Consider the following 23,935-nt stretch of genomic DNA (forward strand, 5'->3'; position numbering starts at 1 on the left):
ATGGTCGAGTCCGCCCCGACCGGCGGCGCGCGCGCCCTCGTCATCGTCGACGTGCAGAACGACTTCTGCGAGGGCGGCTCGCTCGCCGTGGCGGGCGGCGCCGAGGTCGCCCGGGAGGTCAGCGAGCACGTGAGCCGGCACGCCGCCGACTACGACCACGTCGTCGCGACGGCCGACTGGCACATCGACCCGGGACCCCACTTCTCGCAGACCCCTGACTACGTCGACTCCTGGCCCGTCCACTGCGTCGCCGGCAGCGAGGGCGCAGAGTTCCACCCGCGGCTCGCCGGTGCACTCGGTCACGTGGAGGCCGTCTTCCGCAAGGGTGAGCACGCCGCTGCCTACAGCGGATTCGAGGGCCGGGCCGACGTCGACGGACGCACCTCCCTGGCCGACTGGCTCGAGCAGCGCGGCGTCACCCACGTCGACGTGGTGGGCATCGCCACCGACCACTGCGTGCGCGCGACTGCCGCCGACGCGCAGCGCGAGGGCTTCCGCACCACCGTGCTGCTCGACCTGACGGCCGGGGTGGCCCGGTCGACGACCGACTCCGCGCTGGGCCAGCTCCGTGAGGCGGGCGTCCGCCTGCTGGGGACGCCCCGCGTCGCCGGCTGACGGCATACGCGACGCCGGTCTTGGGCCCCAACGGCGCCCCGCTCGATGCACGGCGCGTCGCGACCCCCCTGACATCGCGACGCGCCGCACGGGCGAGGGTCACTTGCCGTTGCGGCTGACCTGGAGGCGCTGCTCGACAGGCGTGAAGGCACAGTCGAGCACGCCGCAGGCGATGGCAAAGGTGACGTTGGCGGCCTTGCCGCCCGCGAACAGACCGTTCTCGCTCGACGTCACGGCCGACCAGGTGTGGACGCCACCGTCACACTCGAGGGGGTAGGCGAAGAACTGGCCCGTGATCTTTGTGCGACCGACCGTCTGGACCACCTGGCCCTCGATGTCACTGGCGTAGCCGTCCGCGTTCGAGCAGGCGTACGTGCCCGTCAGCCGGAGGCTGCCGTCCTTGTATGCCGTCGCGCGCGGGTCGACCGTCGCGGTGATCTCCGGGGCCGGCGGTGCCGCGTCGAACGTGGCCTTGAGGGTGCCCCCTGTCACTCCGGGAGTGTCCGAGAACGCCATCACGTAGTAGGTGGTCCCAGCGTCCCCGCGAGCCGCAGACACCCCGGGCCCACACGCGACGACCTGACCCCCGGCGGCGGGATCGCCGGCGACGATCATGACTCCCGCGGAGTAGTCGGAGGCTGAGACGTCCGCGACCAGGCCACTGCCTGTCGTGTCGGTGTAGGAGAACCAGACGCTCCCGTTCGTGGCGGGCGCGCCGCAGCCGGCATTGAGGCTGGCGTCGAGTGCATCGGTGGTCGCATCGGCTGTGCTCTGCGTGATGCTGGTCGGCAATGTGCCGATGACGGTTGCGCCGCTCGGTGAGTCGTTGCCTGGTGCGGCGACCGCCGCCGATGCACCGACTGGGGCGAGCACGGCGGGCGACACGAGCGAGACGAATAGGCGTGTTGCTCTCATGAGGGTCCCCTGTCGCTGGGAGGCGCTCTCCGTTGAGCGCCTCACGCAACTAGAGCGTCCACCGTGCCCTGCAGGGTGCCGAGTCTGCGGTATGCAGACCAACTCTTTACCGTCGAGCCGGACTTGTCCGCTTTGAATGAGCGAGAGGTGAGAGGAGCCGAGCCACTGTCACCGCAGCACGGCGCGCAGCGCCTCGGCCGCCCGCTCGAGCCGCGGGCCGACGGACCCCGCGTCGAGCGGTTGGAGCGACACCACCCCGACCGACGCCTCTACGGCGACAGGCGCGTCGACGCCCACCGACAGCGGCACGGCCAGGCCGTGGGCGCCCGCCTGCAGCTCACCGTCGGTGCGGACGACACCCGTCCGACCGGCACGGCCGGCGAGGATCGCACGCCCGGCCGCCCCCTGGTCCAGCCGGTGCCTGGCGCCGGAGCGGTAGGCGACGTGGAAGTCGGTCCACGAGGGCTCGACGACGACCAGCGCGAGGGCCTCGTCCCCCTCGGCGATCGTGAGGTGGGCGGTGGCACCCACCTCGTCGGCGAGCTGGCGCAGCACGGGCCGCGCCTCGCTGCGCACGATCGGTGTGACGGCCGATGCCAGCCTGCTCACGCCCAGGGCCAGGCGCACGCGGCCGTCTGACGACCGCGAGACGAGGTGGTGGTCCTCGAGGGTGGCGACCAGGCGGTAGACCACCGGCCGACCGACCCCGAGACGACCAGCCAGCTCGGTGATGGTCAGGCCCGCCGACTCGGACGCCTCGGCGAGCGTCTCGAGGACCCGGATGCCGCGGTCGAGCGCCTGGGAGGTCTCCGCGCGCGGCACCGCCTCTGCGCCCGGCACGACGCCCTCAGCCCTCCGAGTGGGCGCCGCCGGAGGCCGAGGCTCCCCCCGTCGTGCTGCCGTCGGTCGCACCGCCGGCCGCCCGGGCGATCCCCTTGGACCACGACATGGCATACGCCCCGTCGTCGACGGCAGTGCCGCCCTCACCCAGCTCGAGCGGGCGGAAGGTGTCGACCATGACGGCGAGCTCGTCGAACCGCTCGATCCCGAGGGATCCCTCCGTCGCGCCCGGCTGGGGCCCGTGCGGGTGGCCGCCCGGGTGCACCGAGATCGAGCCCTTGCCGATGCCGGATCCCTTGCGCGCCTCGTAGTCGCCGTCGACGTAGAACATGATCTCGTCGCTGTCGACGTTCGAGTGGTAGTAGGGCACCGGGATGGCGAGCGGGTGGTAGTCGACCTTGCGCGGCACGAAGTTGCAGATGACGAAGTTCCAGCCCTCGAAGACCTGGTGCACGGGCGGCGGCTGGTGGATGCGACCGGTGATCGGCTCGAAGTCGCGGACGTTGAAGACGTAGGGGTAGAGGCAGCCGTCCCAGCCGACGACGTCGAGCGGGTGGAAGGGCAGCGTGTGGATGGTGCCGACGACACCGCCGGGCCCGTTGCCACGGTGCTTGATGTAGACGTCGGTGTGCGCATCGGGGCTCTCGCCGACGTCCTCGGCGAGGAGGGGCCCCTGGGGCTGGCGCAGGTCCCGCTCGCAGTAGGGCGCGTGCTCGAGCAGCTGGCCGTACTTGCTCAGGTAGCGCTTCGGCGGCGCGATGTGGCTGTTGGCCTCGATGCAGTAGGTCCGCAGCGGCTCGTCGGCGTCGGCGACGGGAAGCCACCGGTGGGTCGTGGCGCGCGGGACGATGACGTAGTCGCCCTCCCCCACCTCGAAGGCGCCGAACACCGTCTCCACCCGCGCGGTCCCTCGCTCCACGTAGACGCACTCGTCGCCGATGCCGTTGCGGTACCACGGGCTCGCTTGTGCGGCAACGGCATACGAGATCCGCACGTCGCCGTTGCCGAGGACGAGCCGACGGCCCGTGACGACGTCGGTCCGCGCCACCGCGTCGGCCTCGAAGAGGTCGTGGAGCCTCAGGTGCCGGGGAGTCAACGGGTGGTTCGGGGTCGTGGACTGGTCGGTCAGGTCCCAGGCCGCGGCACCGACCGTCGTCGAAGGGATGTTGCGGTGGTAGAGCAGGGAGCTGTCCGAGCTGAAGCCCTCCTCGCCCATGAGCTCCTCGTGGTAGAGCTCGCCGGGCTGCCCGTCGGGACCGGGGCGCCGGTGCTGGGTGTGCCGCTTGGGCGGGATGTCTCCGACGGCCTGGTAATGCGCCATGGGCGGGAACCTCTCCTCGACCGCGTCCGCTGACCGGACGCTGGTGTATCGCTATCGCCACAGTGGAGTACGCTCCCGGTCATGTCAAGGACGCCCTTCGCGCCCCTCTTCGACCGACTCGTCGACGATGCCGCGGTCTTCCCGCCGGGGCTTGCGCCCCTCGACGTGGCTGTGCGCGAGCACCTCGACCGACGCACCGGACCGTATGCCGCCCAGCTGGGGCCGCTGCTCGTCCCCGCCACCTCCGCCGAGGCGCTCTCCAGCCTCGCGTCGGCCGACGCGCGGACAGCCGACGAGCCGCTCGCCGTCGGTCTCGTGGTCCGACCCGGCACCGCCCTGAAGCCCCTCGTCGAGGCCCTCGAGACCCTGCGGGACGACGAGCGTGTCGTGGTGACGGCGGCCGAGCTCGGCTGGTCGCCGCAGTGGCGCGAGCTGCTCGCCGCCGAGGTGCCCGTCGTCGTCGAGGTCGGACTGGGCGAGGAGCAGGAGCGGGCCCTCGACGACATCGCGGCTGCGGTCGACGACGAGCACGACGTGACAGCGAAGTTCCGCACCGGCGCCGCCCCCACCTGGCCGTGGCCGGGCGAGCAGGTGCTCGCCGGCTTCCTCGACGCCGTCGTGCTGCACGGGCTCTCGTTCAAGCTGACCGGCGGGTTGCACCACGTCGTCCGGGGCCGGCCCGGAAACGAGCCGATGCACGGACTGCTCAACGTCCTGCTCGCCACGCACGAGGCCCTCCACGGAGCCGAGGCACGCGAGCTGGCCGGCGAGCTCGCCCGCGAGGACACCGAGGTCCTCGTCACCGCGATCTCGAGCCTGACGGCGGAGGACGCCAGGCGGGTCCGGGGCAGCTTCACCGCCTTCGGCTGCTGCGGCGTGCTCGATCCCCTGCACGAGCTCGAGGCCGTCGGCCTCATCAGCGCGAAGGAGTCCCAGCAGTGACCACGCCGAGCACCACGGCCACGTCGACCACGTCGACCACCTGGGTGGACGTCCCGCCGGACCATCTCTTCGGCATCCACAACCTGCCCTACGGGGTGTTCAGCACGACCTCGGACCGGAGTCCGCGCGTGGGGGTGCGCATCGGCGACCTCGTGCTCGACGCGGGAGCAGTCGCCGCCATCGGTCGCGACGCCGGTCTCGTCGCTGAGGGGCCCGACCTCGCCTCGGCCTGGCGGACCCGGAGCCTCAACGCCTTCTTGGCGCTCGGCCGACCGGCGTGGACGTTGGCACGGCAGTGGCTGACCGAGATCCTCACCGACGAGGGGTACCGCGACGGCGTCTCGCCGCACCTCCACGCGCTCGAGGGTGTCCAGCTGCACCTGCCGATCGAGGTGGCCGACTACGTCGACTTCTACGCGAGCGAGGACCACGCCAGCAACGTCGGCAAGATCTTCCGTCCGGACAACGCCGCCCTGCCGCCGAACTGGAAGCACCTGCCGATCGGCTACCACGGTCGCTCCGGCACCGTCGTGGTCTCCGGCACCGAGGTGGTCCGCCCCACCGGCCAGCGCAAGGCCCCCAGCGACCCGGCGCCGGTCTTCGGCCCCAGCATCCGCCTCGACATCGAGGCCGAGCTCGGCTACGTCGTGGGCGGAGCCACCGAGCTCGGGTCGCGCGTCTCGGTCGACGACGCCGCCGACCACCTCTTCGGCGTGGTCGTCCTCGACGACTGGAGCGCCCGGGACATCCAGGCCTGGGAGTACGTCCCCCTCGGCCCCTTCCTCGGCAAGTCCTTCGCGACGACGATCTCCGCGTGGGTCACGCCCCTGGACGCGCTGACCTCTGCCAGGGTCCCGCTGCCGGGGCAGTCCGACCCGCGGGTGCTGCCCTACCTGCAGGGTGACGCCTTCGGTCTCGACGTGCACCTCGAGGTGAGCCTCAACGGGACGGTGGTCTCGCGCCCGGAGCACGCCGGGATGTACTGGTCGCCCGCCCAGATGCTGGCCCACCTCACCGTCAACGGGGCCTCGATCCGGGACGGCGACCTGTTCGGCTCCGGCACGGTCAGCGGCCCGGATCGCGACACCCGAGGCAGCCTCCTCGAGCTGACCTGGAACGGCACGGACCCCGTGACGCTCGAGGACGGCTCAACGCGCGGCTTCCTCGAGGACGGCGACACCGTCACCATGACGGCATGGGCACCGGGCCCCGAAGGCTCACGCATCGGCCTCGGCGAGGCGACCGGGACCATCACCGCCGCCCACTGACGGCCGGTGCCCTACGCCCGGCGCCACTACCGGGACGCTCCTGCGAGCGTGAGGGCGCCGGGGTCGTGAGGTCGACGCCTTCCCGGGGCGCGACCGTCCGCGCGGGTCTCAGTGGATGATCGCCGGCGCCGTCTGGGACTGGTCGTCGAGGAAGTGCGACTCCTCGTGCCTGCGCGGCAGGAAAGCCGCAGGAATCAGTGCGAAAGCCAGCAGGACAGCGGCCACGAGGAAGGTGCTGCCGAAGGCGTCGGCGGCCTCGGTGAGACCCTTCTGGACGGCAACCTGCCCACCGACGGAGTTGACGAGCGACGGGTTGTGCAGCGCCGCGATGGCCGGACCCGCCAGTGCCGAGGCGCTGAGGTAGTTGGTGAAGACCACCGAGATGACAGCCACGCCGACCGAGCTCGCGATCTGCTGGCTGATGTTGAGCAGCGTCGAACCGCGGGCCACCTGGTGGCTCCGCAGAGTCTTCAGGGCCGACGTCATGAGCGGCATCATCGTGCCGCCCATGCCGAGGCCCATGACGAAGAGCACCGGGATCATGAAACCCCAGTAGGGGGTGTCGGTGCCCACCTGCGTGAGGGCGAACATGCCGCCGGTCATGAGCACCAGCCCGAACGGGACGATCCGTCCCACGGGGATCCGGTCGGACAGGGCACCCGCGATCGGCATGGTGACCATCGCCCCCAGGCCTTGCGGCACCATGAGGAAGGCCGCCTGGAGCGTGTCGAGCCCGCGGACCTGCTGGTAGTAGGTCGGCACGAGGAGCAGGCCGCCGAAGAAGGCGGCAGCGAACAGGAACATGGTGATCGTCGCCGTGCTGAGGCGACGGTTGCGGAAGAGCCGCAGGTCCAGGAGCGGGTGCTTCGGACGGAAGCTGTAGAAGACGAAGCCGACGATCATGACGACGCCGATGCCGAGCGGGATGAGGACCTTCTTGGACAGAACCGTCCCCTCGCCCGGGATCGAGCTGATGCCGTAGAGGAAGAGCGCGAGGCCGGGCGACATCAGGAGCATGCCGACGACATCCAACGACTCGGACGGCTCGGGTGCGTCCGAGGGCAGCGCCCACCACGCATACAGCGCCGCGGCCACGCCGATCGGCACGTTGATCAGGAAGATCCAGTGCCAGGACGCCACCTGGATCAGCCAGCCGCCGAGGATGGGCCCGAAGATGGGGCCGAGCAGCATCGGTACGCCGAGGATCGCCATCAGCCGACCCATCCGGGCCGGGCCGGCGGCCCGAGTCATGATCGTCATGCCGAGAGGCATCAGCATCCCGCCGCCGAGCCCCTGCAGGACCCGGAAGGCGATGAGCATCCCGATCGACCCGGCGGTGGCGCAGAGCGCCGAACCACACGTGAAGAGGACGACGGCCAGGATGTAGAGCCGCTTCGTCCCGAACCGGTCGGCTGCCCAGCCCGTCAGCGGGATGACGGTCGCGAGTGCAAGGGTGTAGGCCGTGACCGTCCATGCGACCGTCGAGTAGGCCAGGGCCTGGCCCGGGCTCTCGGCGAACACCGTCTGGAAGGTCGGAAGCGCGATGTTGACCACCGTGATGTCGAGGATCGACATGATGGCCCCGAGAACCACGACGCCGGCGATCTTGAGCACCGGCCCGTCGATCTTGTCGGGATAGGCGGGCAGGGCGGGAGCGGCTGGAGTGGACACGTGGACTCCGGTTCGGACGGTGGTGCGTGGAGGAGCGACGACGACCTCGCCGCTGGACTGACCGGGCGGCTCCATTGTCGCGCCGACCACCGACGCTCGCGCAAGCGAGTTACGCCATTGGCCGAGGGCCCTTGCGCGCTCGGAGGGGCAAGATCGGCTAGACCGGTCACACGCGTCAGGACTGCTTGCGCGGCTGCTTGCCCTCGACCACCTGGGTGCCGGCAGCCTTGTCGTGCAGGGCCTGGCGCTTGTCGTCCCACAACGGCCACAGGCCGTCGAGCAGGGAGAGGAAGGGCACGAACTGCCCGGCGAGGGGGACGAGGCGGCGCATGAGTGCGGTGCCGACGGGCAACGGCCCCGGCTGCGCGGCCCGTCGCACGCTGATGCCCAGCGCCATCTTCCCGGGCGTCTGCGCCGTGGTGGTCCAGAAGACGAGGCAGTAGGCCGTCATGACGAGCCACAGGACGATGGAGAACTGCACGACCGGACCGGTGAGCTGGTTCTGGATGTCGACCACCTTGGTCTGGTCGCCTGCCTCGGCAGCCGACACGAGCGCCGAGAAGAGCTCGGACAGCCGGGGGGTCACCGCCCAGGCGATGATGCCGCCGATGATCGCCACGATGACGCCGTCGATGAGCCACGCGGCCACCCGCTTGCCCCAGGAGGCGAGCGGCACCCCGTCGGCCGTCGTGCGGATGGTCTGCATCCACTGCGCCTCGGGCGGCGCCTGCTGGACGTAGCCCTGTCCCTGCTGCTGCGGAGCCTGCGACCGGCCCTGCCAGCCGCTGCCCTGCGGCACGGGCGCAGACGCCCCGGTGCGGTCGGCTGGCACCTGTCCCTGCTGCGGCAGCCCGATCGTGCTCTGCGACGCGGTGGGGGACTTCTTCGGCGCCGTGTGGTTGGTCCACGACACGCCGTCCCAGTAGCGGAGCAGGTCGGGGTTGCTCGGGTCGTCGTACCACCCGGAGGGATGCTGGCTCATGGCCCAACTCTCCCATGCCGTATGCGGTGTGGGACCGCCAGCGCCCCGCGTGGCGCAGGTGCGTCACGCGGGGCACCGGCGGCTCGAGCGGCTCAGAGGTTGCCGCGCTTGTCCTGCTCGCGCTCGATCGCCTCGAAGAGCGCCTTGAAGTTTCCCTTGCCGAAGCCGAGGGAGCCGTGCCGCTCGATGAGCTCGAAGAAGACCGTGGGACGGTCGCCGAGCGGCTTGGTGAAGATCTGCAGGAGGTAGCCGTCCTCGTCGCGGTCGACGAGGATCTTGCGCTTCTGCAGCTCCTCGATCGGCACCCGGACGTTGCCGATGCGCTCGCGCAGCTCGGCGTCCTCGTAGTAGCTGTCCGGGGTGTCGAGGAACTCGACGCCGTTGGCGCGCAGGGCGTCGACCGACGCGAGGATGTCGTTCGTCGCGACGGCGAGGTGCTGGGCGCCTGCGCCGCGGTAGAACTCGAGGTACTCGTCGATCTGGCTCTTCTTCTTGGCGATCGCCGGCTCGTTGAGCGGGAACTTCACCCGGTGGTTGCCGTTGGCGACCACCTTGCTCATCAGGGCGGAGTAATCGGTGGCGATGTCGTCGCCGATGAACTCGGCCATGTTCACGAAGCCCATGACCCGGTTGTAGAAGGCGACCCACTCGTCCATGTGGCCGAGCTCGACGTTGCCGACGATGTGGTCGAGAGCCTGGAAGAGGCGCTTGGGCTGGCCGTCGCGCTTCTCGTACGACGAGCCCGTGGGGACGTAGCCCGGGAGGTAGGGGCCGGCATACGTCTGCCCGTCGACGGTGCGCTGCACGAGGGTGTGCCGGGTCTCGCCGTAGGCGGCGATGGCGCCGGTGCGCACGGTGCCGTGCTCGTCGGTGTGGTTCGTTGGCTCCTCGAGGACCGTGGCGCCGGCCTTCTTGGCCTGCGCGATGCACTTGTCGACGTCGGGCACCTCGAGGGCGATGTCGACGACACCGTCGCCGTGGCGGCGGTGGTGGTCGGCGAGCGGGCTGTCGGGGTCGACGGCGCCCTTGACGACGAAGCGGATCGAGCCGCTCTTGAGGACGAACGCCTTGTGGTCGCGGTTGCCGTTCTCAGGGCCCGAGTAGGCGACGAGCTCCATGCCCCAGGCGCTCTGGTAGTAGTGCGCGCTCTGGGTGGCGTTGCCCGCGACGAAGACGATGGCGTCCCATCCGGTGACGGGGAAGACGTCGGTGTTCTCGTCGTACTCGACGAGACCGACGAGCTGCTTGAGCTGCTCGAGGTCGAGGTCGGCCTCGCGCTCCTGCTGGGTGCGGTCGTCGGTGAGGTCGGTGGCCGCAGGCGGCATGGTGTCGGTCATGGAGCGAGGGTGACGGAGAGCGGTTGGGTGTGCAAGAGCGAACGTCTTCGCTGGGCACAGTGCACAAACTGTTGCCCGTATGCCGGGTCGTGCTGGACACTCTGACCATGACCTCCCCAGGGGGACCCTCCTCCCGCACCCCGGTCGACGCCCTCGACTGCCGGATCCTCCTGCTGTTGCTGACCGAGCCTGGCATCGGCGTCCTCGGCGCCTCCCGCCGGCTGGGCGTGGCGCGGGGCACGGTGCAGGCCCGCCTGGAGCGGCTCCAACGCACCGGCGTGCTGCGCTCGATGGCCCCCGACGTGGACCCCGCCGCCCTCGGCTACCCCGTGACGGCGTTCTGCACGCTCGAGATCCGCCAGGGCCGTGGCGGCCACTCCCCCGTCGTCGAGCACCTCGCCGCCATCCCCGAGGTGCTCGAGGCGCACACCATCACCGGGTCCGGCGACCTCCTGATCCGCATCGTCGGACGCGACAACGCCGACCTGCAGCGGGTCATCGACCAGGTCGTCGACGACGCCCACGTCACCCGCGCCTCGACCGTCATCTCCCTCGCCACGCGTCTCGACCACCGCACCGTCCCGCTTGTCGAGCACCTGCTCGAGGCATCGTCGTGACGGGGTAAGACCGCAACAACGCCGCCCATCCCGCGCCAACCCCCTGGACCAGGAGCACCCGTGACCGCAGACCCGTACGCCCCGCGGCCCGCCGTCGAGCTGACCCACCCCGAGTGGAGCCGGAGCGCGACGATCTACCAGATCAACCAGCGCCACTTCACCCCCGAGGGGACGTTCAAGGCCGCCGAGGCGCACCTGCCGCGCCTGCGCGACCTCGGCATCGACATCGTCTGGCTCATGCCGGTGCACCCGATCGGCGAGCGCAACCGCAAGGGCGTCCTCGGCAGCCCGTACGCCGTCAAGGACTACCTCGCCGTCAACCCGGAGTTCGGCACGCTCGAGGACCTGCGCCACTTCGTCGGCACCGCCCACGAGCTCGGGCTGCACGTCATCCTCGACTGGGTCGCCAACCACACCGCCTGGGACAACGTCCTCGTCGAGGAGCACCCGGAGTGGTACGCCCGCGACTGGAAGGGTGACTTCCGGCCCACGCCGTGGTGGGACTGGGACGACATCATCGACCTCGACTACGACAACCCCGGGCTGCGCCGCTACATGACCGAGGCGATGAAGTACTGGGTGCGCGAGGTCGGGGTCGACGGCTACCGCTGCGACGTGGCCGGCTTCGTGCCCGTGGACTTCTGGGACAACGCCCGCCGCGAGCTCGACGAGATCAGGCCGGTCTTCCTGCTCGCCGAGTGGGAGTCGCGCGACCTGCACGTGCGCGCCTTCGACATGACCTACGGCTGGAGCTGGAACGAGACGCTGCACAAGATCGCGCACGGCAAGGCCGACGTCGAGGCGCTCAAGGTCTACTACGCCTGGAACGACCGCTTCTACCAGCGCGACGCCTACCGCATGCTCTTCGTCAGCAACCACGACAAGAACGCGTGGGAGGGCACCGAGTACGAGCAGTTCGGCGACGCGCTCGTGCCGTCCATCGTGCTGTCGGTGATCAGCGAGGGCATGCCGCTGGTCTACAACGGGCAGGAGGCCGGCAGCGACCGGCGGCTCGTCTTCTTCGACAAGGACGAGATCGAGTGGCGCGAGGACGAGCAGGGGGAGCTCTACCGGACGCTCTTCGCCCTGAAGAAGCAGCACCCGGCCCTGTGGAACGGCGCGGCCGGCGGCCGCATGGTCCGCGTGCCCAACTCGTCGGAGTCGGCGGTGCTCAGCTTCGTCCGGGCCGTGGACGGCGACCGGGTCTTCGGCGCCTTCAACCTCAGCGCCGAGGAGCAGACGGTGAAGCTGGGCGACGGCCCGCAGGCAGGCACCTGGCAGGACGCCTTCACCGGCGAGACGGTCGAGCTGGAGCAGGGGCAGGAGTACACCCTGCCCGCGTGGGGACACCAGGTTCTGGTCGGGGTCTGAGCGCCGCGAAAGTCCCTGAGGAACCACGCGAAAGCGACCACACGCGCCGCCTCGATCCGACAGGATGAGAGGTGCGTACCCGTCGGTGCTCCCCTGTCCCGGCGGGTACGCCTTTCGTGCGCCGGCGTCCCACCGCCTGGTCGGCCCGAGAGCTCGGGCGTCCCGCCGTGTCCCAGACGGCGGGACGCCCTCCACGCATACGAAGCGCTCGTCGTGGGTGCGAAACGGCCCACTCGACGTGCGGAAGTGCCCACTCGACGTGGACGTCGAGTGGGCACTTCGCTGCCGGTCAGGCCGGTCAGGCGGTGACGGTGACCGGGCTGCCGTTGCTGACGAGGCGCCAGTCGATGCTGGAGAACCTGGCCGGGTCGATCACCTTGTTCGCGGTGGCCCAGTCGATGAGCAGCTGGCGGATCTCGATCTGCCGGTTGTAGACGACCGGGGCGGTCGTGACGCCGGGGAACCCGCCGCCGCCGGACTGCCGATAGTTGTTGATGGCCACGACGAACCGCGCGTCGGCCGGGACCGGCGTGCCGCCGTAGGCCAGGCCCACGATGCGCGAGCCGACCGGCTGGGCGAGGTCGATGTCGTAGCTGAGGGGCGCGTCGAGACCGCCCATGATGTCGTAGTTGTAGTCGGGCGTGCCGTCGGCGTTGGTGATCGTGTCGGCCGCGACCGGGCCGGTGCCCGAGTAGCCCGTGAAGTACGAGGCGCTCTTCTCGAGGTAGTCCTTGACCTGGGCGCCGGTGAGGACGATGCCGAGCAGGGTGTTGTCGTAGATGTAGAGCCCGGCGACGTCGCGGACCGTGACATCGCCCTTCGGGATCGAGGCCAGCTTGTTGAAGGGCGCTGCGATGGAGAGCATCGGGAGCGCACCCTCGACCGTGCCGGCGAGCGCCTTCTTCACGGCGTCGGCCTGGACGAAGTTGATGAAGTCCATCGCCGGCGTGTCCTCGTAGCGCGAGGTCGCGGCCGACATGGCCTGCGTGGACGTGCCGACGACACCGTTGACGTAGGCGAGGACCTTCTCGTGCGCCGACCGGACGGCACCGGTGACGGCCGGGTCCTCGGGCACCGCGTTGGCGTTCCACAGCGCGCCCGCCGAGTCGACCACCTGCCACTGGCCGCGGACCTTCTGCAGCTTCAGCGTCATCTCGGCCACGCGCATGCCCCAGTAGTACGGCTCGACGAGCAGGACCTGCTTGCCCGTGTCGGCGTTGGTGGCCTTGGTGACCACCTCGACGTGCGAGTGGCCGACGAGCACTGCGTCGATGCCCGGGACCTGCTCGGCCATGAGCTTGCTGGCGTTCTCGACGTAGGGCAGGGCGCCACCCCACGAGGACTTGCCGTTGGTGCCGGAGTGGCACGAGACGATGACGACATCGGCGCCGGCGGCCTTGAGGCGCGGGACGAAGACCTTGGCCTGCTCGATGATGCCGGGGAACTTCAGCTTGCCGTCGACGTTGGCCTTGTCCCAGATGGCCACGCCGGGGGTGACGAGTCCCAGGATGCCGACCTTGATCGGCTTGCGGTCCTCGAGCTTGACGGTCTTGATGATCCACGGCTTGAACGCCGGGGCCCCGGTGTTCCAGTCGACGGTGTTGGCCGAGAGCAGCGGGAAGTCCAGCTGCTTCTCGAAGGCCCGCAGGGTGTCGATGCCGTAGTTGAACTCGTGGTTGCCGAGGGCTGCGGCGTCGTAGCCGACCTGGTTCATCGCAGCGGCCATGGGGTGGGTGGCACCGCCCGTGATCGGGTCGATCTTGGCGTAGTAGTACGCGAGCGGCGTGCCCTGGATGGTGTCGCCGGCGTCGAGCGTCAGCGTCGAGGCGGCGCCGAGGTCGGCGCGGCGCATCTTGATGATCGAGGACGCCTTGGCGATGCCGATGTCGTTGTGCGCCTTGTCGTCGTACTCGACGTTGTTGAAGTAGTCCCAGTTGAAGACGTTGCCGTGCAGGTCGGTGGTGCCGAGCACGGTGAGGGTCACGACCTCACCGTCGGTGCCGGCGCCCTTGCCGACCGCGCCGGCAGCCGCCGAGGGCGAGGCCGCGGCGACCGTGGCGATGCCCGCGCCGCCGACGGCGGCCATCGCCAGCAGCTGGCGGCGCGTCGTCGGGGACGACAGGAAGTCGGGCAGGCCGGAGCTCTCGGCGGACGGGCTCGAGGGGGTGGTCGCGGGAGTGGTGGAGTTGCTCGAGGTGGTGCTCATGTCATCCTTCGTCGGTCAGGTGCTCGATCGGAGCAGTGCCGGCTCGGTGCCGGTCGGCAGGTGCGCAGCTCGCCCCCGAGGCGCAAGGCACGACGATAGCGGCGGGCGGCGACAGGACGAAGGCCGCAGATCGACCATGTCGTGAACGGCCCGACGAAGAGGCGCGTGCGCCGCGGACCTCGTCGGGCAGGCGTCAGCGACGGCCGACGAGCCAGAGCCGGATCTTGTCGATGCGCTCGGCGACCTGCTCCGACGAGGCGGCCGCCAGGTCGGGACCGCCACACACCCGGCGCAGGTCCATGTGGACGTTGGCGTGCGGCAGGCCCTTCTGCCGGGCGTAGGTCGACACCAGCTTGTTCAGCTCCTTGCGCTGGGCCGCGAGGGCACGGTGCGCGGCGACCGGCATGGGTGCCTCGGCACCCTTGGGTGCCTTCCTGACCTGGCGGCTCTGCCTCTCGCGGAGCAGCGCGGACACCTGGTCGGGCTCGAGCAGCCCCGGGAGGCCGAGGTACTCCTCCTCGTCCTCTGAGCCGACCTGGGCGTGCATGCCCCACTGCTGCTTGTCGAACAGCACGTGGTCGAAGTGGGCGTCGGACTCGAGGGCCTCGAACCGTCCCTCGTCGAGGGCCCCGCTGGCCTTGTCGGCGCGGTTGGCCTCGTCGAGGAGGGTCTGCTCCTCCGCCCACATCTGCCCGATGTCGTCAGGGTTGGGCTTGCGGTCGAGCGCGTGGTCGCGCTGCTCCTCGAGGCGCGAGGCGTGGTCGAGAACCACCGGCACCGACGGCAGGAAGACCGACGCGGTCTCGCCGCGCCGACGGGCGCGCACGAAGCGGCCGACGGCCTGCGCGAAGAAGAGCGGGGTCGAGGTCGACGTCGCGTACACGCCGACGGCGAGCCGCGGGACGTCGACGCCCTCGGAGACCATGCGCACGGCGACCATCCACCGCTCGTCACTGGCCCCGAAGTCCTCGATGCGCTTGCTGGCGCCGAGGTCGTCGGAGAGGACGACCGTCGGGGCCTCGCCGGTCAGCGTGCGGAGGATGGCGGCATACGCCCTCGCCTGGGTCTGGTTGGACGCGATGACCAGGCCACCGGCGTCCTCGACGTGCCGGCGCACCTCGGTGAGCCGTCGGTCGGCGGCGGCCAGGACGGCGGGGATCCATTCACCCTTCGGGTCGAGCGCGGTGCGCCACGCGTGGGCGACGAAGTCCTTGGTCATCGGCTCGCCGAGCCGGGCCTCGAGCTCGTCGCCGGCCTTGGTGCGCCAGCGCATGCTGCCGCCGTAGGCCATGAAGAGGACCGGGCGCACGACGCCGTCGCGCAGGGCCTCGGCGTAGCCGTAGGTGTAGTCGCTCGAGCTGACGAGGGTGCCCTCGGCGTCGAGCTCGTAGGTGACGAACGGGATCGGTGAGGTGTCGGAGCGGAACGGCGTGCCGGTCAGCGACAGGCGGCGCGTGGCCGGCTCGAAGGCCTCGCGGATGCCGTCGCCCCAGCTCTTGCTGTCACCGCCGTGGTGGATCTCGTCGAGGATGACGAGCGTCGGTCGCGACGTCGTCAGCTCCTTGTGCAGCGAGGGACGCGAGGCGACCTGGGCGTACGTCACGGCGACACCGTGGTAGTCGTCGCTGTGCCGACCGATGCTGTTGCTGAACTTCGGGTCGAGGCTGATGCCGACGCGGGCCGCGGCGTCGGCCCACTGGGTCTTGAGGTGCTCGGTGGGGGCCACGACGGTGACCCGGTGCACCATGCCGGCGCTCAGCAGCTCGGTGGCGACGCGCAGGGCGTACGTCGTCTTGCCGGCCCCCGGGGTCGCGACGGCCAGGAAGTCGCGGGGCCCCTTCTCGAGGTAGCGGTCGAGGGCCTCCTGCTGCCAGGCGCGCAGCTTGCTGGCGGTACCCCACGCAGCCCGCTCCGGGAAGGCGGGTGGGAGGTGGAAAGCGGCGCCGGAACTCATAGAGCGACAACGGTAACGAATCCTCGCCGGCGACATGCCGAGGCCCCGCCTGCTGACGGGGCCTCGGTGAGGTGGTATGCCGCCCGGTGCCCTGCGCGTCGGCCCGGCCTGTCGTGGGTGGCCGGGTCGGCCGGGTCCGGCCGGGTCGGGTCGCTCAGCGCCCGACGCGGTAGGCCGTCCACTGGGCCTGCATGCGCGCCACCTGTCCGCTCGTGAAGGTGTTCATGCACGAGTCGTAGGTGTAGTCCATGTAGTTCTTGATCGGGTCGAGACCAGGGCTCGTGCACGTGTCGCGCCCGGTGGGGCACTGGTAGGCGGCGCTCGCCTCGGCCGGCGTGTCGTCGACGTAGTCTCCGTTGCCGCGGCAGCCGCCCTGGAACGTGTGGTAGAGCCCCACCCAGTGACCCACCTCGTGCGTCGCCGTGTCGCCCTCGTTGTAGTGAGTGGCGCTGCCGCCGGGGAGCGAGTCGGTGAGGATGACCACGCCGTCCATCACGTCGTAGCTGCTCTTGGGGAAGGTGGCCCAGCCCAGCAGGCCCTGCCCGATGTTGGCGGAGTAGAGGTTGAGGTCGGCCATCGTGCCCTTGCGCAGGGCCCTCTTCATGCTCTTCTCGGCGGACGAGCCGGGGGTCACGGTGTACCAGGAGGCGTTGCTCGTGGAGTCGGATCCGGCGAGCGCGAAGCTGAGGCCGGTCCCGGAGTACGCCTTGTTGAGCACGCTTACCTGGCTGCTGATCGCGCTGGCGCCCACCGCGCCCTGCGAGCCGTTGGTGATGGTGTGCCAGTAGACCTTGACCGTCGCGGACGCGAACGCGGCGCTCCCGCTGCCAACCTTGCCCTGCTGCGCAGCCCCGGCCGCGGGGGCGCTCCTGACGACCCGCCCGGACGAGTCTCGGGTCAGCCCCTTGGCGGCCAGGGCCCGGGTGAGCGCGGCCTCGCTGGCCTGCACCTGCGCCGAGGACAGCTCGTTCGTGTCCTTCGCCGAGCCGTGGGTGCCGCGGGCGCCGACCGCCCCGACGGCTGCCGGGTCGAGGCACGAGGGACTGCCGTGGCCGTCGATCGCGGGCGAGGCATGAGCGGGTGCGCCCAGGGACACGGCGGCGAGCGCGAGCGGAGCGGCGAGCATCAGCGAGCGGAGCTTCATGGAAGGCCTTCCTGTGCGACTCGACCCCCGGACAGGCGCCGATCCAGCGACTGTAGGTACCCGTGCGTCAGGGCGCAGCCCGGGCAGTTTAAAGAGTCGGTCAGGAAAGAAGGGGAAAGGCCGCGCGGCGGGACGAACCGGTCAGGACCCGCCGCCGCCGTTGTCGCCGTCGCCGCCGTCCTGCGGGTCGCGCAGGCCGTCGTAGATCTCCTTGCAGACCGGGCACACCGGGAACTTCTGCGGGTCGCGCCCCGGCACCCAGATCTTGCCGCAGAGCGCCACCACGGGCTCGCCGGACAGGGCGCTCTCGAGGATCTTCTCCTTGCGCACGTAGTGCGAGAAACGCTCGTGGTCGCCGGGCTCCTGCAGCTCCTCGCGGACCTCCTCGCGCTCGATCGTGGCCGTGCTCGTGCCGCGCAGCGGCTGGGGCTCGGGCTCGAAGGGGTCCGGAGGCATCGTGCTCATGACGAGAGTGTATGCCGCCCCGCCCCTGAGCGAAGGAGGCGCCGGCCCGCCGGGAAGGCCCCCCACGACGCCGGGAGCTCGCCGGGGCGCCCGCTCAGGAGGACGCCGTCGACGCCCGCCTGGGGCACCGAGGCGTCGGGCGCCAGACCGATGCGCCGCAACGTCTGCCGGGCCACGGCGACGGGTGAGTCGAAGACGGTCACGCCGTCACCCAGGGCAGCGACGATGCGGTCCGCGACCAGGCCGTAGTGCGTGCAGCCGAGCACGAGCGACCGTACCCCCGCGGGCGTCTGCTGCGCGGCGTAGGCGATGCACGCGTCGATGGCGTCCTGGTCGCCGGACTCGATCGCCTCGGCCAGGCCCAGAGCGGCGACGGGATGGGTCTCGACGTCGGCGGCGAAGGCGTCGACGAGACCGCGGAGGTAGTCGCTGGACGTCGTCGCCGCCGTGGCCCACACTGCGACCGGGCCGCCCGCCACGGCGGCTGGACGGATGGCGGGCACGGTGCCGACGACGGGCACGGCGGGCTCGAGCTCGGCCCGCAGCGCCTCGAGGCCGTGCACCGATGCGGTGTTGCAGGCCACGACGATGGCGTCGGGCGCGTACGGGAGCGTCGCTCGGGCCGACGCCACGATGAGTCGCTGGACGTCCTCGGGGGCGCGGGGCCCGTAGGGCATGTTGTCGGGGTCGAGCGCCAGCACGAGCCCGAGGTCCGGCCGCAGCGTGTGGAGGGCGTCCGCATACCCGAGGAGCCCGAGCCCGCTGTCGACGAAGGCAACTCGCCTGGTCGACCGGTGGGAGTCGGGCGTCTCGGTCACGCCGCCGGGTGCGCTCCATGCCCGGACGCTCAGCCCTGTGCTCGGCTCGGTGCTCGGTCTCTCGCTCGGCACGGCGCTCAGTTCATCGACGGGTCGTCGGGGAAGCTCGCGACGTAGGCGAGGCTGTCGCGCTGGCGACGCAGCACCTCGCGCCACAGCCCGTCCGGCAGCGGCGTGAAGGCGTCGCGCACCTCCGCGTCCACGACGTACCAGTCGCCTCTGAGGATCTCGCCCTCGAGCTGTCCCGACTCCCACCCGGAGTAGCCGGCGAAGATCCGCAGGCCCGCGAGCTCGGCCGCGACGACCGGCGTCGGCGCGTCGAGGTCGACAAGGCCGATGGAGCCGAAGAGGCGCTTGATCCCGAGCGGCTCCGGCGCATCGCCCGGCACGGTGACCAGGCCCAGCGCGGAGGACGTAGAGACGGGTCCGCCCTGGAAGATCACGTGCGGGGCGGTGACGACGCGCTGCCAACCCGGGAGCACGGAGTCCACCTCGGCCGACAGCGGCTTGTTGAGCACGACTCCCTGCGCTCCCCCGTCGTCGTGGTGCAGCACGAGGATGACCGACCGGTGGAAGACGTCACCTCCGACGGACGGCGTCGCGACCAGGAGGCGGCCGGTGTGGAAGGTCGAGCTCACGGGCACAGCCTTCCACACCGGCAACTGCTCAGAAGCGTGCGCCGCGGCGACCGCCACGCTCGTCGTCGCCCCAGCGGGTGACGAGGCCGTCAGCGCGCTCGCCGCGCCGGCCGCGTCGGTCGTCCCTGCGGTCGTCGCGCCCGCCGTGGTGCGGACGGAAGCCGCCACGCTGCCCCTGGCGCGGGCCGCGCGGGCCGGCAGGACCACGTCGGTGCTGCTTCGGGCCGGCGATGAGGCGCTGGAAGTCCTCCTCGGCGATGGCGACACCACTGGGCGTCGTCGCGCCGGTGGCCGCGATGATCGCGTCGCCGGGGGTGGCCGGGACCGGCGAGATGTCGAGGCCGGCGTCCTTGAGCTGGCGCTCCATCGTGCGGCGCTGGTGCGGCAGGGCGAGGGTCACGACCGTGCCCTTGTCCCCCGCACGGGCGGTGCGGCCGGAGCGGTGCAGGTAGTCCTTGTGGTCGGCCGGCGGGTCGACCTGCAGGACGACGGAGACGTCGTCGACGTGGATGCCGCGGGCGGCGACGTCGGTGGCGACGAGCACCGGCAGGGTGCCGTCACGGAACGCCCCCAGCACGCGGTTGCGCTGGCCCTGGTTGAGGCCACCGTGCAGCGCCGCCGCCATGACGCCCTGCTCGCGCAGCTGGAGCGCGATGCGGTCGGCGCCGAGCTTGGTGCGGCAGAACACGACGGTGCGACCCTCGCGGTTGGCGACCTCGGCCGTGATGACCTTCTTGTGCTGCGGGTCGATGAGCAGGACGTGGTGGTCCATGCCCTCGACCGATGCGGTGGCGTCGTTGGTCGAGTGGGTCACAGGGTCGGTGAGGTACTTCTCCACGAGGGCGTCGATGCCACGGTCGAGCGTCGCCGAGAACAGCAGGCGCTGGCCGTCGGCCGGGATCTTGTCCAGGCTCGTCGTGATCTCGGCCATGAAGCCCATCTCGGCCATGTGGTCGGCCTCGTCGAGCACGGTGATCGCGATGTCGTCCATCTCGACCGCACCGCGCTCGAGCAGGTCGTTGAGCCGGCCCGGCGTCGCGATGAGGATGTCGATGCCCTTGTTGAGCGCGTTGATCTGCGTCGTGTAGCTGAGGCCACCGGCGACGAGCTTGTGGCGCAGGCCGGCCACGTGCACCAGGGGCTCGAGCGCGTCGGAGATCTGCATCGCCAGCTCTCGCGTCGGCGTGAGGATCAGGGCGTGCGGCCGGCGCGGGCGGCGCGGGGTCTGCGCCTCGAGCAGTCGCGTGATGAGCGGAAGACCGAAGGCCAGCGTCTTGCCCGAGCCGGTCTGGCCACGGCCGAGGACGTCACGACCCGCGAGCGCGTCGGGGATCGTTGCCGTCTGGATCGGGAACGGCGACGTGATGCCCTCACGGGCCAGGCGCTCGACGATGCGCTCGGGCAGGCCGAGGGCGGCGAAGCCGTTGTCGGCCGCGACCTCGACGGGTCCGTCGGACACGTCGGCGCGCGTCGCCTTGGTCCAGTTGTCGGCGTCCATGCGCTCGGCCTCGGCGTCCTCGAAGCTCACTGGAGCCGTCTCGACGAACCGGTCGCCGTTGCTGCGACGGTCGAAGGAGGGGCGGTCGTCGCGGCGCTGGAAGCCACGGTCACCGCGGTCGTCACGACGCTGGAACCCACGCTCGCCACGGTCGTCACGACGGTCGAACGAGGGCCGGTCGTCACGACGCTGGAACCCACGGTCCCCACGGTCGTCACGACGGTCGAAGGAGGGACGGTCCTCGCGGCGCTGGAAGCCACGGTCACCGCGGTCGTCACGACGCTGGAACCCACGGTCCCCACGGTCGTCACGACGGTCGAAGGAGGGACGGTCCTCGCGGCGCTGGAACCCACGGTCACCGCGGTCGTCACGACGCTGGAACCCACGCTCGCCACGGTCGTCACGACGGTCGAACGAAGGCCGGTCCTCGCGGCGCTGGAACCCACGGTCCCCACGGTCGTCGCGGCGGTCGAAGGAGGGACGGTCCTCGTGGCGCTGGAAGCCACGCTCGCCACGGTCGTCACGACGCTGGAAGCCACGCTCGCCACGGTCGTCGCGGCGGTCGAACGAACGGTGCTCGTCGCGCGGGGCGCGCCACTCGCGGCCACCGACGTGCGCGGATCCCGAGGAGGCGGGGCGGGAGCTCTTGGGACCCGAGAAGGAACCGGCGGAGCCTTGACCGCGGTGCGGCTTCTTGGCGGCCGCGGACTTCTTCTCGGTGGACCAGCGGGCCTTCTTGGGCGCGCCGGAGGAGGTGTGCTTGGGCATTGCGTATTCAACTCTCTTGACTCGAGCAGACTTCGCCTCGAGCCGTGAGTCACACCACGACCATGCAGACGAGCCTCAGGCGCAGCAACGTTCTGCGCCCACGTGTACCGGTGCCCGGCATCTGTGCCGTCCGGTGTTCGGATCCGCTCCGCGTCAGTGCCGGGCCGCGCCGTCTGGCGCGATCTTCCGGTGGGGGGTGTCACCTCGTCGGATGAGCCTGCCCGCCGGGCATCACCGGCGCCATCTCTCCCGTCGTGATCCGAGGAGACCTCGGAGTCGGATATCGCCCAGTCTACCAGCGCGGCGACGGCCGCCTGACCACGAGCAGCGCGGCGGCGAGCGCCACACCGACGAGGTCGACGACGGCGTCCCACACATCGCCCGTGCGTCCGGGGAGCGCGAAGTGCTGCACGAGCTCGCTCACCGGGGCGTGCAGCGCAAAGACGAGCACCGCGGTCCGCACGGATCCGACGGCCCGCCCGACGGCATACGTCGGCACCGCGAAGACGAGCACGTGCACGACCTTGTCGGTCCACGTGACGGGGCCCTCGACGGTCACGACCGGCCAGTAGAGGGCGAGCAGCTGGGCGACGACGGCGACCACCGCCGCTGACGTGGCGAGCCACGTCACGGGGGCGGAGCGCCGCGGGATGCTCGTCATGGAACGGCAGTCTAGGTAGGTTCGGCACCAGGCTCAGGCCGACTCGGGAACGTCACAGACAGGAGCCGCCATGGCCAGGCGAACGGTCACCGTGAACGGCAGTGGGCGGGTGCCCGTCTCCCCCGACGTCGTGCGACTGGACCTGCGAGTGGGGCACGACGCCGACGACGTGGCAGCCGCCTTGGCGGGGGCCTCCGAGGGGCTGACGAAGGTCGGAGCGGTCGTGCGCGACCACGGCGTCGCGGACGCCGACCTCCGCACGCTCGACGCGACGGTCGGCCAGCGCTGGGACAACGCCGGCACGGCGGTCGGCTTCACGGCGCAGCAGCGACTGACCGTCACGGTGCGCCGGCTCCAGTCCGTCGGCGACATCCTGGAGGCGGTCGCCGCCTCGATCGGCAACGCCCTCCTCGTCGACCAGGTGCGCCTCGACGTCGCCGACCGCACCGCCGGCCTGCGACGGGCCCGCGACGCCGCCTTCGCCGACGCCCGGGACAAGGCCGAGCAGTATGCCGCCCTCTCCGGCGCCCGGCTCGGCGCCGTCCGCGAGGTGGCCGAGTCCGGGGCGGTCCCGATGGCTGCGTACACGTCCGTCGCAGCTTCCCGACAGGCGTTCGGTGGCATGCCCGTCGAGGGCGGGGACCTCGACGTAACGGCCGGCGTCACGGTCACGTGGGAGCTCGAGGCGGCGGAATAGGCGCCACTCCGACGCCGTTGGTCAAGGCATGGCTACCACTGAACTGACCGCGCAGTCCTTCGAGAAGACCGTCCTCGACAACGACATCGTGCTGGTCGACTTCTGGGCCTCCTGGTGCGGCCCGTGTCGCCAGTTCGCGCCCGTCTACGACGCCGCCTCGCAGAGCGGCGACAACGAGGGCATCGTCTTCGGCAAGGTCGACACCGAGGCCGAGCAGGCGCTCGCCTCGGCGGCCAACATCACCTCGATCCCCACGCTGATGGCCTTCAAGGGGGGCGTGCTCGTCTTCGCACAGCCCGGTGCGCTGCCCCAGACGGCCCTGCAGGACGTCATCGAGCAGGTGAAGAACCTCGACATGGCCCCGATCAAGGAGCAGATGGCTGCCGAGGCCGCCGGCGGTGCGCCCGCCCAGGCTCCCTCCGAGCAGGCCTGAGCGCCCGCCGGGCCCGGCCCGGTCTCCCCTCACTGCGAACGCGGTGGATCCCCGGCACCTCGTGCCGGTGGTCCACCGCGTTCGTCGTCGTGGTGCCGGGGTCGTGGCGCCCGGGACAGGCGGTGCCGGTCTGGGACGGCATACGCAAGGAGGGCGCCCCGCGAACGGGACGCCCTCCTGCGGCTGACCAGCAACAGCGTGACGTGGCCACCACGAAGTGGTGGAGGTGGCGGGAATTGAACCCGCGTCCGATGACGAGAAACCAGGGCTTCTCCGGGTGCAGTGCGCTGCGGCTTTTCTCGGCCCCAGGGCTCGCACGCACGCGTCCCCTGACAGGCCCAGTTGAGTAAGAGTCCCGCACAGCCCCCCAACATGACTGCGCAGCAAGTTTCCTAGCTGATGCCAGGCACTGAGTCGGAAACTAGCTCAGGCTGACAGACTTCGAGGCTCGCTCAGGCGGCGAGGGCGAAGTCGGTGCGCTTGGAATTGGCACCTATTGTTTTGCAAGGAGCGTTAACGAGATAACCCTGCATCCTCGACCCGCTTCCCCTGATGTGTCGACCACCGTCGAAACCGATCACCCCCATGGGGGTGTCCACGTCACGCTGTTGACTTGTCAAGCTGCCCTGCTGTCCCCCGGCTCGCGACCGGGTGGAGTGAACAGTATGCAGGAGGAACGCGCGAGGGGTCCAAGCCATTCCCGGCCGGGTCGCACTGCGACCACGAGCGCACAGCATGTCGCGGGCCGTGATGCGCCGCTAGGCTGGCGACCGT

The 23,935-nt window shown here is 70.9% G+C and carries 21 protein-coding genes and 1 other RNA gene; 7 read left to right on the forward strand and 15 right to left on the reverse strand.

Annotated features, from left to right (window positions below; genetic code table 11):
* On the forward strand, positions 1–615 hold the full coding sequence (locus tag ABD194_RS06700; protein WP_343989292.1) for an isochorismatase family protein: 615 nt from the start codon (positions 1–3) through the stop codon (positions 613–615).
* A gap of 99 nt (positions 616–714) precedes the next feature.
* On the opposite strand, the gene ABD194_RS06705 is transcribed toward ABD194_RS06700, so the two are convergent.
* The 3 genes from ABD194_RS06705 to ABD194_RS06715 form a co-directional block, all read right to left on the reverse strand.
* On the reverse strand, positions 715–1,530 hold the full coding sequence (locus tag ABD194_RS06705) for a DUF6299 family protein (RefSeq protein ID WP_343989294.1): 816 nt from the start codon (positions 1,528–1,530) through the stop codon (positions 715–717).
* Between the two features lie 168 nt (positions 1,531–1,698).
* Positions 1,699–2,370, reverse strand: a complete 672-nt coding sequence (locus ABD194_RS06710; RefSeq protein WP_343989296.1) for an IclR family transcriptional regulator — start codon at positions 2,368–2,370, stop codon at positions 1,699–1,701.
* Positions 2,371–2,377: 7 nt separating this feature from the next.
* Positions 2,378–3,691 carry a homogentisate 1,2-dioxygenase gene (locus ABD194_RS06715; protein WP_343989298.1) on the reverse strand — a complete coding sequence of 438 codons (1,314 nt, stop codon included), beginning with the start codon at positions 3,689–3,691 and terminating at the stop codon, positions 2,378–2,380.
* Between the two features lie 81 nt (positions 3,692–3,772).
* Between ABD194_RS06715 and ABD194_RS06720 the strand changes: the two genes are divergently transcribed.
* Positions 3,773–4,633 carry a hypothetical protein gene (locus tag ABD194_RS06720; RefSeq protein ID WP_343989300.1) on the forward strand — a complete coding sequence of 287 codons (861 nt, stop codon included), beginning with the start codon at positions 3,773–3,775 and terminating at the stop codon, positions 4,631–4,633.
* Complete coding sequence (gene fahA / locus ABD194_RS06725; RefSeq protein WP_343989302.1) at positions 4,630–5,901, forward strand: fumarylacetoacetase; 1,272 nt, start codon at positions 4,630–4,632, stop codon at positions 5,899–5,901. Before ABD194_RS06720 ends, fahA begins: the two co-directional genes overlap by 4 nt.
* Before the next feature lie 108 nt (positions 5,902–6,009).
* Here the strand turns inward: fahA and ABD194_RS06730 are convergent, their stop codons facing one another.
* The 3 genes from ABD194_RS06730 to hppD all read right to left on the reverse strand — a co-directional run bounded on the left by ABD194_RS06730 (position 6,010) and on the right by hppD (position 9,891).
* Complete coding sequence (locus ABD194_RS06730; protein WP_343989304.1) at positions 6,010–7,572, reverse strand: DHA2 family efflux MFS transporter permease subunit; 1,563 nt, start codon at positions 7,570–7,572, stop codon at positions 6,010–6,012.
* A gap of 175 nt (positions 7,573–7,747) precedes the next feature.
* Positions 7,748–8,554, reverse strand: a complete 807-nt coding sequence (locus ABD194_RS06735) for an RDD family protein (protein ID WP_343989306.1) — start codon at positions 8,552–8,554, stop codon at positions 7,748–7,750.
* A gap of 92 nt (positions 8,555–8,646) precedes the next feature.
* Positions 8,647–9,891 carry a 4-hydroxyphenylpyruvate dioxygenase gene (hppD, locus tag ABD194_RS06740; RefSeq protein ID WP_343989307.1) on the reverse strand — a complete coding sequence of 415 codons (1,245 nt, stop codon included), beginning with the start codon at positions 9,889–9,891 and terminating at the stop codon, positions 8,647–8,649.
* A gap of 107 nt (positions 9,892–9,998) precedes the next feature.
* Here hppD and ABD194_RS06745 point away from each other — a divergent pair, with 107 nt between their 5' ends.
* The gene (locus ABD194_RS06745) at positions 9,999–10,508 is read left to right on the forward strand and encodes an Lrp/AsnC family transcriptional regulator (protein WP_343989309.1); all 510 of its coding nucleotides are present in this window, start codon (positions 9,999–10,001) and stop codon (positions 10,506–10,508) included.
* Between the two features lie 60 nt (positions 10,509–10,568).
* Positions 10,569–11,879 (forward strand): alpha-amylase family glycosyl hydrolase, encoded by a 1,311-nt coding sequence (locus ABD194_RS06750; RefSeq protein ID WP_343989311.1) that lies wholly within the window; start codon positions 10,569–10,571, stop codon positions 11,877–11,879.
* A gap of 298 nt (positions 11,880–12,177) precedes the next feature.
* Here ABD194_RS06750 and ABD194_RS06755 read toward each other — a convergent pair whose 3' ends face one another.
* The 8 genes from ABD194_RS06755 to ABD194_RS06790 all read right to left on the reverse strand — a co-directional run bounded on the left by ABD194_RS06755 (position 12,178) and on the right by ABD194_RS06790 (position 22,031).
* On the reverse strand, positions 12,178–13,965 hold the full coding sequence (locus tag ABD194_RS06755) for a bifunctional metallophosphatase/5'-nucleotidase (protein WP_486388607.1): 1,788 nt from the start codon (positions 13,963–13,965) through the stop codon (positions 12,178–12,180).
* Between the two features lie 313 nt (positions 13,966–14,278).
* Positions 14,279–16,039, reverse strand: coding sequence for a DEAD/DEAH box helicase (locus tag ABD194_RS06760; protein WP_343989314.1), 1,761 nt, complete (start codon positions 16,037–16,039; stop codon positions 14,279–14,281).
* Positions 16,040–16,193: 154 nt separating this feature from the next.
* Positions 16,194–17,183: a zinc metalloprotease gene (locus ABD194_RS06765; protein ID WP_343989317.1), complete on the reverse strand. Its 990-nt coding sequence runs from the start codon at positions 17,181–17,183 to the stop codon at positions 16,194–16,196.
* A 141-nt stretch (positions 17,184–17,324) separates the two neighbouring features.
* Positions 17,325–17,648 carry a DUF3039 domain-containing protein gene (locus ABD194_RS06770; RefSeq protein ID WP_343989319.1) on the reverse strand — a complete coding sequence of 108 codons (324 nt, stop codon included), beginning with the start codon at positions 17,646–17,648 and terminating at the stop codon, positions 17,325–17,327.
* Positions 17,645–18,466 carry a glutamate racemase gene (locus ABD194_RS06775; protein WP_343989321.1) on the reverse strand — a complete coding sequence of 274 codons (822 nt, stop codon included), beginning with the start codon at positions 18,464–18,466 and terminating at the stop codon, positions 17,645–17,647. The genes ABD194_RS06770 and ABD194_RS06775 overlap by 4 nt, the downstream gene beginning before the upstream one ends.
* A 77-nt stretch (positions 18,467–18,543) precedes the next feature.
* A complete protein-coding gene (locus ABD194_RS06780) occupies positions 18,544–19,104 on the reverse strand; it encodes a YqgE/AlgH family protein (RefSeq protein WP_343989323.1) in 561 nt (186 codons plus the stop codon).
* 28 nt (positions 19,105–19,132) lie between these two features.
* On the reverse strand, positions 19,133–21,370 hold the full coding sequence (locus tag ABD194_RS06785) for a DEAD/DEAH box helicase (RefSeq protein ID WP_343989325.1): 2,238 nt from the start codon (positions 21,368–21,370) through the stop codon (positions 19,133–19,135).
* 292 nt (positions 21,371–21,662) lie between these two features.
* Positions 21,663–22,031 (reverse strand): VanZ family protein, encoded by a 369-nt coding sequence (locus tag ABD194_RS06790; RefSeq protein ID WP_343989327.1) that lies wholly within the window; start codon positions 22,029–22,031, stop codon positions 21,663–21,665.
* Positions 22,032–22,101: 70 nt separating this feature from the next.
* On the opposite strand from ABD194_RS06790, the gene ABD194_RS06795 reads away from it, so the two are divergent.
* Positions 22,102–22,728 carry an SIMPL domain-containing protein gene (locus tag ABD194_RS06795; RefSeq protein ID WP_343989329.1) on the forward strand — a complete coding sequence of 209 codons (627 nt, stop codon included), beginning with the start codon at positions 22,102–22,104 and terminating at the stop codon, positions 22,726–22,728.
* Positions 22,729–22,756: 28 nt separating this feature from the next.
* On the forward strand, positions 22,757–23,161 hold the full coding sequence (gene trxA / locus ABD194_RS06800; protein ID WP_343989331.1) for a thioredoxin: 405 nt from the start codon (positions 22,757–22,759) through the stop codon (positions 23,159–23,161).
* Between the two features lie 218 nt (positions 23,162–23,379).
* Here the strand turns inward: trxA and ssrA are convergent.
* Positions 23,380–23,746, reverse strand: a transfer-messenger RNA (tmRNA) gene (gene ssrA / locus ABD194_RS06805).
* Between the last annotated feature and the right edge of the window lie 189 nt (positions 23,747–23,935).

This window comes from Terrabacter terrae (assembly GCF_039529575.1).
Lineage (GTDB): Bacteria > Actinomycetota > Actinomycetes > Actinomycetales > Dermatophilaceae > Terrabacter > Terrabacter terrae.